This window comes from Flavobacterium okayamense (assembly GCF_019702945.1).
Taxonomy (GTDB): domain Bacteria; phylum Bacteroidota; class Bacteroidia; order Flavobacteriales; family Flavobacteriaceae; genus Flavobacterium; species Flavobacterium okayamense.
In genome coordinates this window covers 1,257,042-1,271,786 of sequence record NZ_AP024749.1, presented here as the reverse complement: position 1 = coordinate 1,271,786, position 14,745 = coordinate 1,257,042, and the positions used below count along the sequence as shown (strand labels likewise).

Genomic DNA, 14,745 nt, shown 5'->3' with positions numbered 1-14,745 from the left:
TGATTTTATTCTTATAATTTATCAATAATCAAAGACAAACGCTCGGTTACTTCAGCAACTGAACCAATTCCATTTACTGAATAGAATTTTCCTTGAGCTTTGTAATAATCGATTAGTGGAGCGGTTTTTTCATTGTACTCTTGGTAACGATTACGAATTTTCTCTTCATCTTGATCGTCTGCTCTACCAGAAGTTTTTCCTCTTTCTAATAAACGTTGCACTAATATTTCATCATCTGCTTCTAATGCAACTGTTCCAGTTACTTCCCAATTTTTAGTTTTTAAAAATGCATCTAAAGCATCTGCTTGTGGAATGGTTCTAGGAAATCCGTCAAATAAAAATCCTTTTGCATTAGGGTTTTTCTCAACTTCATCTTGTAACATTTTTATCGTTACTTCATCAGGAACTAAATCTCCTTTTTCGATATAGGATTTAGCTAATTTTCCCAAATCCGTATCATTTTTCATGTTGAATCGAAAAATATCACCTGTTGATAAGTGTACTAAATTGTATTTCTCTTTTAAAAATTCAGCTTGTGTTCCTTTTCCTGCTCCTGGCTTTCCAAAAAGTACAATATTAATCATGTCGTTATTTATATTTTGTGTTGCTAATTGATATACTTTTTTTAAATTTCTTCCTAAACCATCATAATCTAATCCGTAACCAACAATAAATTTATTTGGAATTCGTATGGCCACATAATCTAATTTAATATCTTTTGTGTAGGCTTCTGGTTTAAAAAATAAAGTGGCTATTTTAAAATGTTTAACACCTTTCGATTTAAAAATATTTTTTAATTCTTCAACTGTATTTCCAGTATCAACAATGTCTTCAACAATAATAACACTTCTTCCATCTAAATTTTGATTTAGACCAATTAATTGTTTTACGTTGTTAGTCGATTGTGTTCCTTCATATGAAGATAATTTCACAAATTCTATTTCGCATGGACGACTGTAATATTTCATCAAATCCGACAAAAACATAAAAGAGCCATTTAAAATTCCAACAAAAATTGGAACTTCATCGTAAAAATCGTCTTCAATTTGTTTCGCTAAGTTTTGAATTGCATAATCGAGTTCTTTTTCAACTATAAAAGCCTCGAAATGTTTATCATGAAGTTGAATCACGGTGTGTTGTTTTTAAAAATAAACAACAAATTTAAGGAAGTACAATGTATTTATTTGTAACTCATTATACTTTTTTTGCAAATTAGGTATATTTACAACATGTTAACCGAATTAGAATTAAAGTTATTAGAAAGCGATGCGCATAGAACAAGCCGAATGAGCGCTTGCAACTTTGTAATTCGTAAAGAAAAAATTGAAGAATTAGCACAGATTGCTTTTAATATTTCTCATAAAAGTCATGTAATGGCATTTTGGACACTCGAGTTTGTTTGTGAGAAAAAACTGAAGATGTTTGTGCCTTTTATAGATTCACTTTGTGAAGTTTTACCCAAACTTACAGATGATTCCGCAATTCGACCTGCTACAAAAATTTGTTACTTTTTAGCCAAAAGTAATCATCGGAAAAATGGAATTACACTTTCACACGAACAAGAACATAATATAATTGAAGCACTTATCGATAGATTAATTCAAGAAGAAAAAGTAGCTGCTAAAGTTTATGCTATGAAGGCACTTTTTGTTTTTGGAAAAAAATACGATTGGATTAATAATGAATTGAAAGAAATTTTAGTTCAGGATTTTCCAAATCATTCGGCTGCTTACAAATCGGCATCAAAACATATCTTGAAAAAACTTAACAAATAACAAATTGTCAATTATCAATTGTTAATTATCAATTGTCTAAGTATCTTTGTCGTTCACAACTAAATATAACTACATACAATACAATGAATTTCTTTTCATCTGAATTTAGACTTGGAATTTTAGGCGGCGGTCAATTAGGTAAAATGTTATTGACTGACACACGTAAATTTGACATTCAAACTTTTGTTTTAGATCCAAGTGAAGAAGCGCCAGCGCGTTTCGGTTGCAATGCATTTTACAAAGGAAGTCTTTTAGATTATGATACCGTTTACCAATTTGGTAAAATGGTCCATCTTTTAACTATCGAAATTGAAAACGTAAACCTCGATGCTTTAGATAAATTAGAAGAAGAAGGTTTACCAATTTTTCCTTCACCAAAAACGCTACGTTTAATTCAAAATAAAGGAAAACAGAAAGATTTTTATGTAAAAAACAATATTCCAACATCAAAACATTTACGGTTTGTTGGTTTAGATGATTTACGCGAAGCTTTAGCAGAGGATGAACTAGACTTCCCTTTTGTATGGAAAAGTGCAACTGGAGGTTATGATGGAAATGGCGTTAAAATTTGTCAATCTGCATTAGATTTAGTTAAACTTCCTGATGTTGAATGTGTCATTGAAGATTTAATTCCGTTTAAAAATGAATTAGCGGTAATTGTTTCAAGAAGTGCTAATGGTGAAGTTGCAACTTATCCAGTTGTTGAAATGGAATTTCATCCAGAAGCCAACCAAGTTGAATATGTAATTTGTCCGGCTCGTATTGATGATGCTGTTGCGCAAAAAGTACAAGAAGTTGCTTTAAAAGTTTCGGAAGCATTTAATCATGTTGGTCTTTTAGCTGTTGAAATGTTCCAAACTATGAACGACGAAATTTTAGTAAACGAAGTAGCGCCAAGACCACATAATTCTGGACATTACAGTATTGAAGCGAGTTATACATCGCAATTTGAAAATCATATTCGTGCGATTTTAGGGTTACCATTAGGTAATACCAATAGTAAAGTAGCGGGAATCATGGTAAACCTTGTAGGTGAAGAAGGCTATACCGGACAAGTTTATTACGAAAATATCGATAAGATTATGGCAATCGATGGTGTAACGCCACATATTTATGGAAAACGTGAAACACGACCTTTTCGTAAAATGGGACACGTTACCATTGTAAATCCAGATATGAATGAAGCACGAAAAGTTGCCGAAGAAGTGAAGAATTCTATTCGAGTGATTTCAATTTTAAAAAATGAGATAATTTAAAGTCATCTTAAAACAATTAGTTTAAACTAAAAAATGAAAAAAATAATAGTCCCAATAATAATAGCACTTATTTTAAGCAATTCATGTTCAGTAGGTTATGAGGTTAGCAAAACCTTCACTCCATTAAGAACTTTAAATTGTGACACCATATCAACAAAAATTGATCTTTATTTTGATGGCGAAAAAATTGATTTTGAATATGAAAAAATTGGTTTGATAGAAATACAAGGAAATTATTCTTCCAAAGATGCTGAATTAATTGAAGAAGTAAAAAAAATAGCATCAAGTAAATGTTGTGATGCTGTAATTAATCTCAAAAAAAGTTATATCGATAGAGATGAAAAATTACTTTTTACTGATGTTCCTGATAAAAAGTATACATCGATAGTCTTTAACGGAATAGCAGTAAGAAAGTTAAAAGATAAATAATTTGAAAATAGTAAAACAGTTTTTTAAAATTAGTTTTTATTCGTTTGTTACATTTTGTGTAGTAAATTTTTCATTGCTTTTACTTCAAATCTATTTTAATATTCATATAAAAGAAACTCCTAAGATAAATATTGGTTTTCCATGGAGATTTTATTCTATATTATGGCAAGATATTAACAATTTACTTCACGGAGCAGAATTATGGAATTTTATTTATGACATATTTTTCTATTGGATTATCGTATTTTTATATTTCACTTTCAAAAACTATAAACAACAAACTATAAATAACAACAATGAGTAAAGTAGCTATAGTAATGGGAAGCATTTCGGATATGCCGGTAATGCAAGATGCCATTGAAATATTAAAAGGATTCGATATTGAAGTTGAAGTTGATATCGTTTCAGCACATAGAACACCTGAAAAATTAGTAGATTTTAGTTCAAATGCACACAACCGTGGAATTTCAGTAATTATTGCTGGTGCTGGTGGCGCGGCACATTTACCAGGAATGGTAGCTTCTATGAGTCCGCTTCCTGTAATTGGTGTCCCAGTAAAATCGAGTAATTCAATCGATGGTTGGGATTCAGTCCTATCTATTTTACAAATGCCAGGTGGCGTTCCTGTAGCAACTGTTGCATTAAATGGAGCAAAAAACGCAGGAATTTTAGCCGCACAAATAATTGGATCAAACGACAAATGTGTTTTAGATAAAATTATCGCCTATAAAGAAGGATTAAAACTTGCGGTTTTAAAAGCTGCTGAAGATTTGAAAAAGTCTTAAAAACAGAAAACCCCAACCAAGGTTGGGGTCATTCTATTCACAATTAAGTGACAACTATAAAAAAAATTCTACTCTTTAGGGACAAAAAGGAATGACTTTCACATCATTTCATCGACAAAATTATACACTTTATCGATATAAACAAGTTTTTTTATGATTTTTTTAGAAAATTTTAACACAAAATATCAAACTACACCGTTTTCGTTAATTAAGTTGTCAGAATATAAAGACAATTTTAAAGCATGTATTGAAAAGGCAAAAACTGAAATTGATGAAATTATTCAAAATACAGAAGAGCCTAATTTCGAAAATTGCATTACAGCCTTAGATTTTGCAGGTCAAGAATTAGATCGATTATCAAGTACTTTTTTTAATTTAAATTCAGCTGAAACTTCAGATGAAATGCAAAAGATTGCGCAAGAAGTTTCGCCTTGGTTAACTGAGTTCAGTAACGACATTACACTTAACGAAGATTTATTCCAAAAGATTAAAATTGTCTACGACAAAAAAGACAGTTTAAATTTAACAACTGAACAACAAACACTTTTGAATAAAAAATATAAAGGTTTTGTTAGAAATGGTGCTTTGTTAAATGAAGAACAAAAACAAAAGCTTCGTGAAATTGACACGCAATTAGCAAAATTAAAACTGACTTTTGGTGAAAATGTATTAGCAGAAACTAATAATTACCAACTTCACATAACAAATGAAGCCGATTTAAAAGGTTTACCAGAAGGTGCAAAAGAAGCTGCAGCGCATTTAGCAGAAAGTAAAAATTTAGAAGGTTGGGTTTTTACTTTAGACTTCCCAAGCTATTTGCCATTCGTTACTTATATTGACAATCGTGAATTACGAAAAGAAATTTCCATTGCTTACGGAAAAAAAGCGTTTCAAAACAATGAATTTGACAACCAACAAAATGTAAAAGATATTGTTCGTTTACGTCATGAGCGTGCTAATTTATTAGGTTATAAATCTCACGCCGATTTTGTTTTGGAAGAAAGAATGGCAAAAAATCCAGAAAAGGTAAAATCATTCTTGCATGATTTGTTGGAAAAAGCAAAACCAGCTGCCGAAAAAGAATTTGCTGAATTAACAACTTTCGCAAAAGAACTTGACGGAATTGATCATTTGGAAAAATGGGATAGTGCTTATTATTCTGAAAAATTAAAACAAAAGAAATTCAATTTGGATGATGAAAAACTAAAACCCTATTTCAAATTAGAAAATGTTTTAAATGGTGCATTTACTATTGCTGAGAAATTGTATGGCATTACCTTTAAAGAAGTTTTCGATATCGATAAGTACCATGAAGATGTAAAAACGTATGAGGTTTTAGATTTTGAAAACAATTTAGTAGCTGTTTTCTATGCCGATTTCTTCCCTAGAAAAGGAAAACGAAATGGCGCTTGGATGACATCTTACAAATCGCAATACATTAAAAACGGAATAAATGAGCGTCCGCATATTTCAAATGTGTGTAACTTTACCCCACCAACAAAAACCAAACCTTCTCTCCTAACCTTCAACGAAGTTACGACTTTGTTCCACGAATTCGGACACGGTTTACACGGCATGTTAGCAAATACAACCTATCCAAGTTTATCGGGAACTTCTGTGTATTGGGATTTTGTTGAATTACCAAGTCAGATAATGGAAAACTGGTGTTACCAACCCGAAGCTTTGGCGTTATTTGCAAAACATTACGAAACAGGTGAAATTATTCCACAAGAATATGTAGATAAAATTAAGGAAAGTTCAAACTTTTTAGAAGGTATGGCAACGTTGCGTCAGTTGAGTTTCGGAATGTTGGATATGGCATATCATGGAAAAGCACAAACTATTGATGATGTGAAAGATTTTGAAGAAAATGCATTTGAAAACACTAAATTATATCCCGATGTTGCTGAAAATTGCATGAGCACTTCTTTCTCACATATTTTTCAAGGTGGATATTCTTCAGGTTATTACAGTTACAAATGGGCGGAAGTTTTAGATGCTGATGCTTTTGCTTATTTTGAAGAGAAAGGAATTTTTAATAAAGAAATAGCTACTAAGTTTAAAGAATATGTACTTTCTAAGGGCGGAACTGAACACCCAATGGAATTGTATAAAAAATTCCGTGGACAAGAACCGACTCCTGAAGCTTTGCTAAAAAGAGCTGGGTTGATTTAAATAATTTTAAAATGAAAATTATAAATAAAATCAAAGAGTTTTTCTATAGAAGAAAAACATTAAATGAAATTTATGATGACATTAATACTTTGGATGAAGTTCTTTTAGAAAAAAGGTTAGAAATTTTTAAAGAACTTATAACTCCAAAATTTGCAGAAATTGGCTTAAATAATTGGGATGGAAAGTATATCTGGTATAGCGATTTCAATTCTGATGGAATTAGAAATGTAATAAAATATGAAGTGTTTAGATATTTTGGAGGTTCCTTTTCTTATGGAAATTGTTATGATTTTATTCCGACTTTCAATAATAAAAATGAATTAAGATACCATAAATCCAAAAGTAGTATCTCTATATTAGATTATAAAAAAATAGATGGTTGGCAAGAAGAGTATGAAAAAAATTACACTAACCAACCATATAAAATAAGTACTGTAAATGAAATGAAGCTCAGAAATAGTATTCAATCAGTTTTAAATTACAATTTACCAATTATTAAAAATTGGTTTATTGCCAATAATACAATTGATAAAAATTTACAAAACATATTAATTAAAATTGAAAATCCTGAATTCGAATATGATCATATCCAAAGAAGTATTTCAAATGATTTCATAGTTAGTTTTATATATGCCTTGAAAAAAAAGGATTATCAAAATACTTTAAAACACATGAAAAATCATTTCAAAAAGAAATTATTTCAAGAAGATGTTGAAAAACAAAAAATTATTTTAAAAGAAAAATTTGATTTTTTTAGTAAATTACAATAAGATTTAATGACATTCAATTAATTAAAACAAAGTAATTGCGAAAAAAATGAAGCAATCTTTTATATATTTAAAAACCGAAGCAAATTAAACTTCGGTTTTTATTTTTACACAAACTTTCATTTTTTTTTGAAAGTTTAAAAACTTTGTTATACATTTGTACTATCAAATTAGAAAACCACTAATGGAATTCAAAGAAGCAAAAAATAAATTCGTTCAAACTTGGGGAGCATTAGGTTCGCAATGGGGCATTAATAAAACCATGGCACAAATTCATGCTTTATTAATGGTGAGTAACGAACCTGTTTCTATGGAAGACATAATGGAAGAATTACAAATTTCTCGTGGAAATGCTTCAATGAACTTACGAGCTTTAATGGATTGGGGAATCGTTTACAAAGAATATAAAGCTGGCGAAAGAAGAGAGTTTTTTACTGCCGAAAAGGATTTGGATGAATTGGCAGTAAAAATTTCAAGAGAAAGAAGCAAAAGAGAAATTAAACCTGCTTTAAAAGTTTTAAAAGAAGTTTCTTCAATTGAAGCTAAAGCAACCGAAGAAGAAAAACACTTCGTAGATCAAACACAAAAATTATACGATTTTGTTTTAAAAGCCGATAATGTTTTAGATAAGATAACCGAATATAAAGACAACTGGTTAACGAAATTAGTTATCAAAATAATGAAATAAATATATTTTTTTAATTCAAACTTTCATTTTTTTCTGAAAGTTTAAAATTTATAATAATTATGAAACAAGTAAATTATATTAATATTCTTCTTTATGGAATTACATTGACATTCTATATTATGTTCTTTACAATTTTTATTGCAATGATGTTGCAGGTTGTTTTAGGAATCTATCAGGTACTTTTAGCATTAATACTGACTTACAAATTTTACGCAAAATTTAAAAACTTCTTACTAAAATACTGGATTTCAGCAACAATAAGCTTAACAGCAATTTATTTTTTAAATCAAATTTTTAAAACTAATAATGATTTCATACAAATATCAGTAATGCTTATAATTCCAATGAGTATAGCTACTTACTTTACAATTACTCTAAACAAAATCGCAAAAACTTATGAAAAAAAATAAAATCATAATAGTAGCTGGAACAGGTTTTCTGGGAAACGTTTTAATCAATTATTTTGAAAATTCATGTGATACAATAATTATATTAACAAGAAGAAAAACTGAATCTAAAAATAATATAAAATATGTTCAATGGAATGCAAAAACATTAACTGGTTGGGAAAAAGAATTAGAAAATGCAGATGTGTTAATAAATTTAGCAGGAAAATCGGTTGACTGTAGATATACTGAAAAGAATAAAGCTGAAATATTAGCTTCAAGAATTGATAGTACCAAAATTTTGAATGCAGCTATTTTACAATGTGAAAATCCTCCAAAACATTTTATTAATTCTTCAACTGCAACTATTTATCGCCATTCAGAAGATAAAGAAATGACTGAAAGAAACGGAGAAATTGGAAATGATTTCTCCATGAATGTCGCAAAAGAATGGGAAAAAACTTTTTTTGAAATAAATACTCCAAAAACAAATAAAACAGCTTTGAGAACTTCAATTGTTTTAGGGAAAAATGGTGGTGCATTTATTCCTTTAAAAAGGTTAGCCGAGTTTGGTTTAGGCGGAAAACAAGGAAATGGAAACCAATTTATCAGTTGGATTCATGAACTTGATTTTGCAAGAGCCATTGATTTTGTTATCGATAAAGAACTCGTAGGAAAAGTAAATATTGTCTCTCCAAAACCAATTCGGAATAAAGACTTTATGTTTGAATTACGCAAATCAATAAGAAGTCCTTTCGGTTTATCAACTCCGACTATTCTATTAAAAATTGGGGCCAAAATAATTGGAACTGAACCAGAATTAGTTTTAAAAAGCAGAAATGTAATTCCAGAAATATTATTAGAAAATGGATTTCAATTTGAATATTCAACCATTGAGAAAACATTTAAAAGTTTACTAAAATGAACCTCAACATAATTGCATACATTATTTATTTTTCTATAACAGCATTTATAATTATTAAAGTTGGAAAAATATTTTATGACAACGGGAACATTTATGTTTCAGAACTAATTCCAAATCATATGGAGTTATGCCATAAAACAAACCAAATACTATTGCTTGGATACTATCTACTTAATATTGGTTATTGCGCCATTACCATTATCTCTTGGCAAAAAATTGCGACATTTTCTCAACTCATAGAAATAGTTAGTTACAAATCAGCAATTATCATTATTACTATAGCTATAATGCACTATATCAACATCATTCTTTTAACTAAATACATTAAAAAATTAATATAAATCTAAATATCATGGAAACATCAAAAATTTTAATCGGCTACGCAATTTATCTTCCTATTGCAATTTTCTTAACCTTTTATGTGTCAAAAACTTTATTTAAAAACAGTAAAATTTACATGCTTGATATATTTAAAGGCCGAGAGGAAATTGCATTAGCGACTAACAAACTTTTTGAAACTGGATTCTATCTTTTAAATCTTGGTTTTGCTTTAAGAATACTTGAAATGAATGTTTATAATAATTCATACCAATCTTTAATTGAAGAGTTGAGTTATAAAATAGGTGGTTTTTCAATATATCTTGGAATCATGCTTTTTTTAAACCTATATCTTTTCTTTAGAGGAAAAAGAAAAGCTAGTGAATCTCAAATAAAGAAAGAGATAATTACAAACTAAACAATTAAAATTCCTGTCAGATTTAAGTCTGGCAGGAAACATACAAATGACTACCATAAAACTCCATACAACCATTAACGCTCCAATTGAAACAGTGTTTAACAATTGTAGAAATATAGATTTACATACAAAATCCGCTTACCAAACTGATGAAAAAGCAATAGATGGAAAAACTTCAGGTTTAATTAAAAAAGGCGAAACCGTTACTTGGAAAGGCAAACACTTTGGCTTTTATGTTAAACATCAAAGTATCATTTCTGAAATGCAATATCCATCATATTTTGTAGACGAACAATTAAATGGAAAATTCAAAAAATTCAAACACAAACATACATTCAAAAAAGAAAATAATTCTATTCTAATGATTAATGAACTTGTATACGAAGTTCCATTTGGAATTATTGGAAAGTTATTTGATAAATTATTACTTAAAAATCACTTGACTCAATTTATAATTCAAAGAAATAAATTCATTAAATCAATTTCAGAAGCTAAGCAATAACAACCAAACAATTGGCAATGCTTCACCCCAAAAAGAAGTATAATATTTGTTTCTTTTTTTAGATGTAAAAAAAGTAAAAACAACTAATATTATAGTAAAAACTGAATTTATTAAAAATGATTTTAGAGTAAAATTAGGTTTCAATAAATCTAATAAAATAAAAACAATAAGTAAGCCATAAGCTAAAAATTTAGTCTTCTTCTCTCCTAGTTGTTGAGGAATCGTTTTTAAATACAAACCATCAAACTGTAAATCCACAATTTCAAAAATCAACATCAAAACAAAGACTAAAATAAATCGTTGTAAACTTTTTAAAATCACTAATAAATCAATTGGATAATGTGCATTTATTACCGGAAGCCAAACGGTTACTGCAACCCAAACCAATGCAACCAAATATATTTTAATTCCACTCCAATTTCGCAAATTGGATTTGTTCGGAATAAAAGGAATTGTATATAAAATCGTTAAAAGTAAAGCGCCAATTCCAATGTACTTAGTAATGGGTTCCAACTGCCAAAAATAATAGAGCGAAATCCAAAAACACACAAAACTCAAACCTATAATTGATTTAAATCTTTTAGTAAGCTTTACACGCTTTACTCTTGCTAATTCGTCATATTTTATAAAATTATAACCTATAATTGTTCCATAAAAGCCAAAATAAGCTACTGGTTCATCATATAGAATGTTTAACGACAAAAAGGTTATTCGTATTAAGGCATAAACTGCCAAGGCAACGTGTAAACTACTTTCGATGTAAAAGTCAAAAATCCTATAAAACAATTTCATTCAACAAAAATAACGAATGTGTTAATAACAAGTCGATTTTGTTCAAAAAATAACAAAAATAAGAGCTTTAAAAGGAAATTATTACAAGATTAATAATTACATTTGCGTACCATAAAAAACAACACATTTTACACCCTATTTATTTGTAAATGAGAACAGATGCTTTTGCTTTAAGACACATTGGGCCAAGAGAAACTGACCTAGAAAACATGTTTAAAACAATTGGTGTTTCAAACATGGACCAACTACTTTATGAAACTTTTCCTGATGGAATTCGTTTAAAAGAAGATTTAAAATTAGATCCCGCAATGACAGAATATGAGTATGCCGCTCATATTAGAGAATTGGGAAGAAAAAATAAAGTTTTTAAATCGTATATCGGATTAGGATATCATCCAACAATAGTTCCTGCACCTATTCAAAGAAATATTTTTGAAAATCCAGGTTGGTATACTGCTTACACGCCTTACCAAGCTGAAATTGCGCAAGGTAGATTAGAAGCTATCTTAAACTTCCAAACGGTAGTTACTGAATTATCAGGAATGGAAATTGCAAATGCTTCTTTACTTGACGAAGGAACTGCTGCTGCAGAAGCAATGACATTACTTTTCGATGTAAGAACAAGAGATCAAAAGAAAAACAATGTAAATAAATTCTTCGTTTCTGAAGAAATATTACCGCAAACTTTATCGGTTTTACAAACTCGTTCTACTCCAATTGGAATTGAATTAGTAGTAGGAAACCACGAAACTTTCGATTTTTCAAACGAATTTTTCGGAGCAATCTTACAATATCCTGGTAAATTTGGACAAGTAAATGATTACAGTGCTTTTATAGCTAAAGCTACTGAAAATGAAATCAAAGTTGCTGTTGCCGCTGATATTTTATCATTAGCTACTTTAACTTCTCCAGGTGAAATGGGAGCTTCAGTGGTTGTAGGTACCACACAACGTTTCGGTATCCCAATGGGCTATGGTGGGCCACACGCCGCATATTTCGCTACTAAAGAAGAGTACAAACGTTCTATGCCAGGTCGTATCATTGGTGTTTCTATCGATGCTAATGGAAATCGTGCATTACGTATGGCTTTAGGAACTCGTGAACAACATATCAAACGTGAAAAAGCAACTTCAAACATCTGTACGGCTCAAGTATTACTAGCAGTAATGGCGGGCATGTATGCAGTTTACCACGGGCCTAAAGGATTGAAATACATCGCAAACAAAGTACATGCTTCGGCTGTAACAACTGCAGATGCTTTAAACAAATTAGGTGTTTACCAAACCAACACAGCATTTTTTGATACTATTTTAGTAAAAGCAGATGCTCAAAAAGTTAAAGCTGTTGCTGAAAGAAATGAAGTTAATTTCTTCTATGTAGATGCAGAAACTATTTCGATCTCATTCAACGAAACAACATCAATTAACGATATTAATCAAATCATCACGATTTTTGCTGAAGCTACTGGTAAAGATACTTTCACAGTTACTCAATTATCAACTGCAAGTCAATTACCAGCTTCTTTAGAAAGAACCTCTTCTTTCTTAACGCACGATGTATTTAACAACCATCATTCTGAAAGTCAGTTGATGCGTTATATTAAAAAATTAGAGCGTAAAGATTTATCATTAAATCATTCTATGATTTCTTTAGGTTCTTGTACCATGAAATTAAATGCTGCTTCTGAAATGTTGCCATTATCAATGCCATATTGGAACAGTATTCATCCATTTGCTCCAATTGATCAAGCGGAAGGTTATATCACAATGCTTAAAAAATTAGAGCAACAATTAAACGTAATCACAGGATTTGCTGGTACAACGTTACAACCAAACTCTGGCGCTCAAGGAGAGTATGCTGGTTTAATGGCGATTCGTGCCTATCATATGTCTCGTGGAGAAGGTCATAGAAATGTATGTTTGATTCCATCATCAGCACACGGAACAAATCCTGCATCTGCTGCAATGGCTGGAATGAAAATTATAGTTACTAAAACAACTCCTGAAGGAAATATTGATGTAGAAGATTTAAGAGCCAGAGCTATCGAGCACAAAGATGATTTATCTTGTTTGATGGTAACTTATCCTTCAACGCACGGAGTTTACGAATCAACCATTATTGAAATCACACAATTAATCCACGATAATGGCGGATTAGTTTATATGGATGGGGCAAACATGAACGCTCAAGTAGGATTAACAAATCCTGCTACAATTGGTGCCGATGTTTGTCACTTAAATTTACATAAAACATTTGCAATTCCTCACGGTGGTGGTGGACCTGGAGTTGGACCAATTTGTGTGAATGAAAAATTAGTTCCATTCTTACCTACAAACCCAATCTTAAAAGTTGGTGGAGAACAAGCAATCACCGCTATTTCATCTGCACCTTATGGATCAGCATTAGTATGTTTAATTTCTTACGGATACATTACTATGATGGGAGCTGAAGGGTTAAGAAGTGCAACTGAATTTGCTATTTTAAATGCTAACTACATGAAAGCTCGTTTACAAGAACATTATCCAGTTTTATACTCTGGAGAAATGGGAAGAGCGGCTCACGAAATGATTTTAGATTGTCGTGCATTTAAAGAAAAAGGAATTGAAGTTGGTGATATTGCAAAACGATTAATGGATTACGGTTTCCATGCTCCAACAGTATCTTTCCCTGTTGCTGGAACATTAATGGTTGAACCAACAGAATCTGAAGATTTAGCTGAATTAGATCGTTTTTGTGATGCAATGATTTCTATTAGAAAAGAAATTGAAAGTTGCACTAAAGAAGACGCTAACAATGTATTAAAAAATGCTCCTCATACATTAGCTATGTTGACTTCTAATACTTGGGATTTCCCTTATACAAGAGAAACTGCCGCTTATCCATTAGAATATATTGCTGAAAATAAATTCTGGCCTTCAGTACGCAGAGTTGACGATGCTTATGGCGACAGAAACTTGGTTTGTTCTTGTGCTCCTATTGAGGCATATATGTAATTTTACAAGTAATTAGTCCTTAGTGATTAGCAATAATGTAAAGGCTTCAATTAATTTTGAAGCCTTTTTAATTTAAAAACATGGAAGACATTCAAACTAGAGAAAATATCATCTTAATCATGCGAAAGTTTTACGACAAACTTTTAACTGATAATTCAATAAATCATTTCTTTACAAAAACAACTGATGTTTCAAATCATTTGGAAGAACATTTTGAAACTTTAGCAACTTTTTGGGAACAGGCTTTATTTTTAAAGGGTGGTTACAAAAACAATATGTTTCAAAAACATTTAGATGTTCATCAAAAATCTCCATTTAATCAAGAACATTACCAAACTTGGTTGCAACATCTACATACAACTATTGACGAAAATTTTAAAGGCGAAAATGCTGAACAAATGAAAACAATGACACAAAGTATGGCTACAATAATGCAAATTAAGTTTTCGCAATAAAAATGCTTAAAAACACATATTTAATAATATTTAACCTTTTGACTGAATAATTAGCATTTTTATTAAAATAATTCATTTTCA

17 protein-coding genes are annotated in these 14,745 nt (G+C 30.2%); 15 read left to right on the top strand and 2 right to left on the bottom strand.

Features of this window, described 5'->3' with window-relative positions; translation table 11 throughout:
* Positions 1–11: 11 nt before the first annotated feature.
* Positions 12–1,130 (bottom strand): adenylate kinase, encoded by a 1,119-nt coding sequence (locus KK2020170_RS05820; RefSeq protein ID WP_221259877.1) that lies wholly within the window; start codon positions 1,128–1,130, stop codon positions 12–14.
* A 99-nt stretch (positions 1,131–1,229) separates the two neighbouring features.
* Between KK2020170_RS05820 and KK2020170_RS05815 the strand changes: the two genes are divergently transcribed.
* From KK2020170_RS05815 to KK2020170_RS05755, 13 genes are all read left to right on the top strand, one after another.
* A complete protein-coding gene (locus KK2020170_RS05815; protein ID WP_221259876.1) occupies positions 1,230–1,775 on the top strand; it encodes a hypothetical protein in 546 nt (181 codons plus the stop codon).
* An 83-nt stretch (positions 1,776–1,858) separates the two neighbouring features.
* Positions 1,859–3,031, top strand: a complete 1,173-nt coding sequence (locus tag KK2020170_RS05810; RefSeq protein ID WP_221259875.1) for a 5-(carboxyamino)imidazole ribonucleotide synthase — start codon at positions 1,859–1,861, stop codon at positions 3,029–3,031.
* A gap of 33 nt (positions 3,032–3,064) precedes the next feature.
* Positions 3,065–3,460: a hypothetical protein gene (locus KK2020170_RS05805; protein ID WP_221259874.1), complete on the top strand. Its 396-nt coding sequence runs from the start codon at positions 3,065–3,067 to the stop codon at positions 3,458–3,460.
* Position 3,461: 1 nt separating this feature from the next.
* On the top strand, positions 3,462–3,764 hold the full coding sequence (locus tag KK2020170_RS05800; RefSeq protein WP_221259873.1) for a hypothetical protein: 303 nt from the start codon (positions 3,462–3,464) through the stop codon (positions 3,762–3,764).
* Complete coding sequence (gene purE, locus KK2020170_RS05795) at positions 3,757–4,245, top strand: 5-(carboxyamino)imidazole ribonucleotide mutase (protein ID WP_221259872.1); 489 nt, start codon at positions 3,757–3,759, stop codon at positions 4,243–4,245. The genes KK2020170_RS05800 and purE overlap by 8 nt, the downstream gene beginning before the upstream one ends.
* Positions 4,246–4,398: 153 nt before the next feature.
* Entirely contained in the window at positions 4,399–6,420 is a 2,022-nt protein-coding gene (locus KK2020170_RS05790) for a M3 family metallopeptidase (protein WP_221259871.1), read from the top strand.
* An 11-nt stretch (positions 6,421–6,431) separates the two neighbouring features.
* A complete protein-coding gene (locus tag KK2020170_RS05785) occupies positions 6,432–7,190 on the top strand; it encodes a hypothetical protein (RefSeq protein ID WP_221259870.1) in 759 nt (252 codons plus the stop codon).
* Positions 7,191–7,371: 181 nt separating this feature from the next.
* On the top strand, positions 7,372–7,875 hold the full coding sequence (locus KK2020170_RS05780) for a GbsR/MarR family transcriptional regulator (RefSeq protein ID WP_221259869.1): 504 nt from the start codon (positions 7,372–7,374) through the stop codon (positions 7,873–7,875).
* Positions 7,876–7,934: 59 nt separating this feature from the next.
* A complete protein-coding gene (locus KK2020170_RS05775) occupies positions 7,935–8,285 on the top strand; it encodes a hypothetical protein (RefSeq protein WP_221259868.1) in 351 nt (116 codons plus the stop codon).
* Positions 8,272–9,186 (top strand): TIGR01777 family oxidoreductase, encoded by a 915-nt coding sequence (locus KK2020170_RS05770; RefSeq protein WP_221259867.1) that lies wholly within the window; start codon positions 8,272–8,274, stop codon positions 9,184–9,186. Before KK2020170_RS05775 ends, KK2020170_RS05770 begins: the two co-directional genes overlap by 14 nt.
* Positions 9,183–9,527, top strand: coding sequence for a hypothetical protein (locus tag KK2020170_RS05765; RefSeq protein ID WP_221259866.1), 345 nt, complete (start codon positions 9,183–9,185; stop codon positions 9,525–9,527). The genes KK2020170_RS05770 and KK2020170_RS05765 overlap by 4 nt, the downstream gene beginning before the upstream one ends.
* Before the next feature lie 11 nt (positions 9,528–9,538).
* Positions 9,539–9,922 carry a hypothetical protein gene (locus KK2020170_RS05760; RefSeq protein ID WP_221259865.1) on the top strand — a complete coding sequence of 128 codons (384 nt, stop codon included), beginning with the start codon at positions 9,539–9,541 and terminating at the stop codon, positions 9,920–9,922.
* Between the two features lie 46 nt (positions 9,923–9,968).
* The gene (locus KK2020170_RS05755) at positions 9,969–10,424 is read left to right on the top strand and encodes an SRPBCC family protein (protein WP_221259864.1); all 456 of its coding nucleotides are present in this window, start codon (positions 9,969–9,971) and stop codon (positions 10,422–10,424) included.
* Here KK2020170_RS05755 and KK2020170_RS05750 read toward each other — a convergent pair.
* A complete protein-coding gene (locus KK2020170_RS05750; protein ID WP_221259863.1) occupies positions 10,407–11,216 on the bottom strand; it encodes a UbiA prenyltransferase family protein in 810 nt (269 codons plus the stop codon). The two genes, KK2020170_RS05755 and KK2020170_RS05750, sit on opposite strands and share 18 nt — an antisense overlap.
* 149 nt (positions 11,217–11,365) lie before the next feature.
* Between KK2020170_RS05750 and gcvP the strand changes: the two genes are divergently transcribed.
* Both gcvP and KK2020170_RS05740 read left to right on the top strand, forming a co-directional pair.
* Positions 11,366–14,209, top strand: coding sequence for an aminomethyl-transferring glycine dehydrogenase (gcvP, locus tag KK2020170_RS05745; RefSeq protein WP_221259862.1), 2,844 nt, complete (start codon positions 11,366–11,368; stop codon positions 14,207–14,209).
* 80 nt (positions 14,210–14,289) lie between these two features.
* Positions 14,290–14,664, top strand: a complete 375-nt coding sequence (locus KK2020170_RS05740; protein WP_221259861.1) for a group III truncated hemoglobin — start codon at positions 14,290–14,292, stop codon at positions 14,662–14,664.
* The last annotated feature ends 81 nt before the right edge of the window (positions 14,665–14,745 follow it).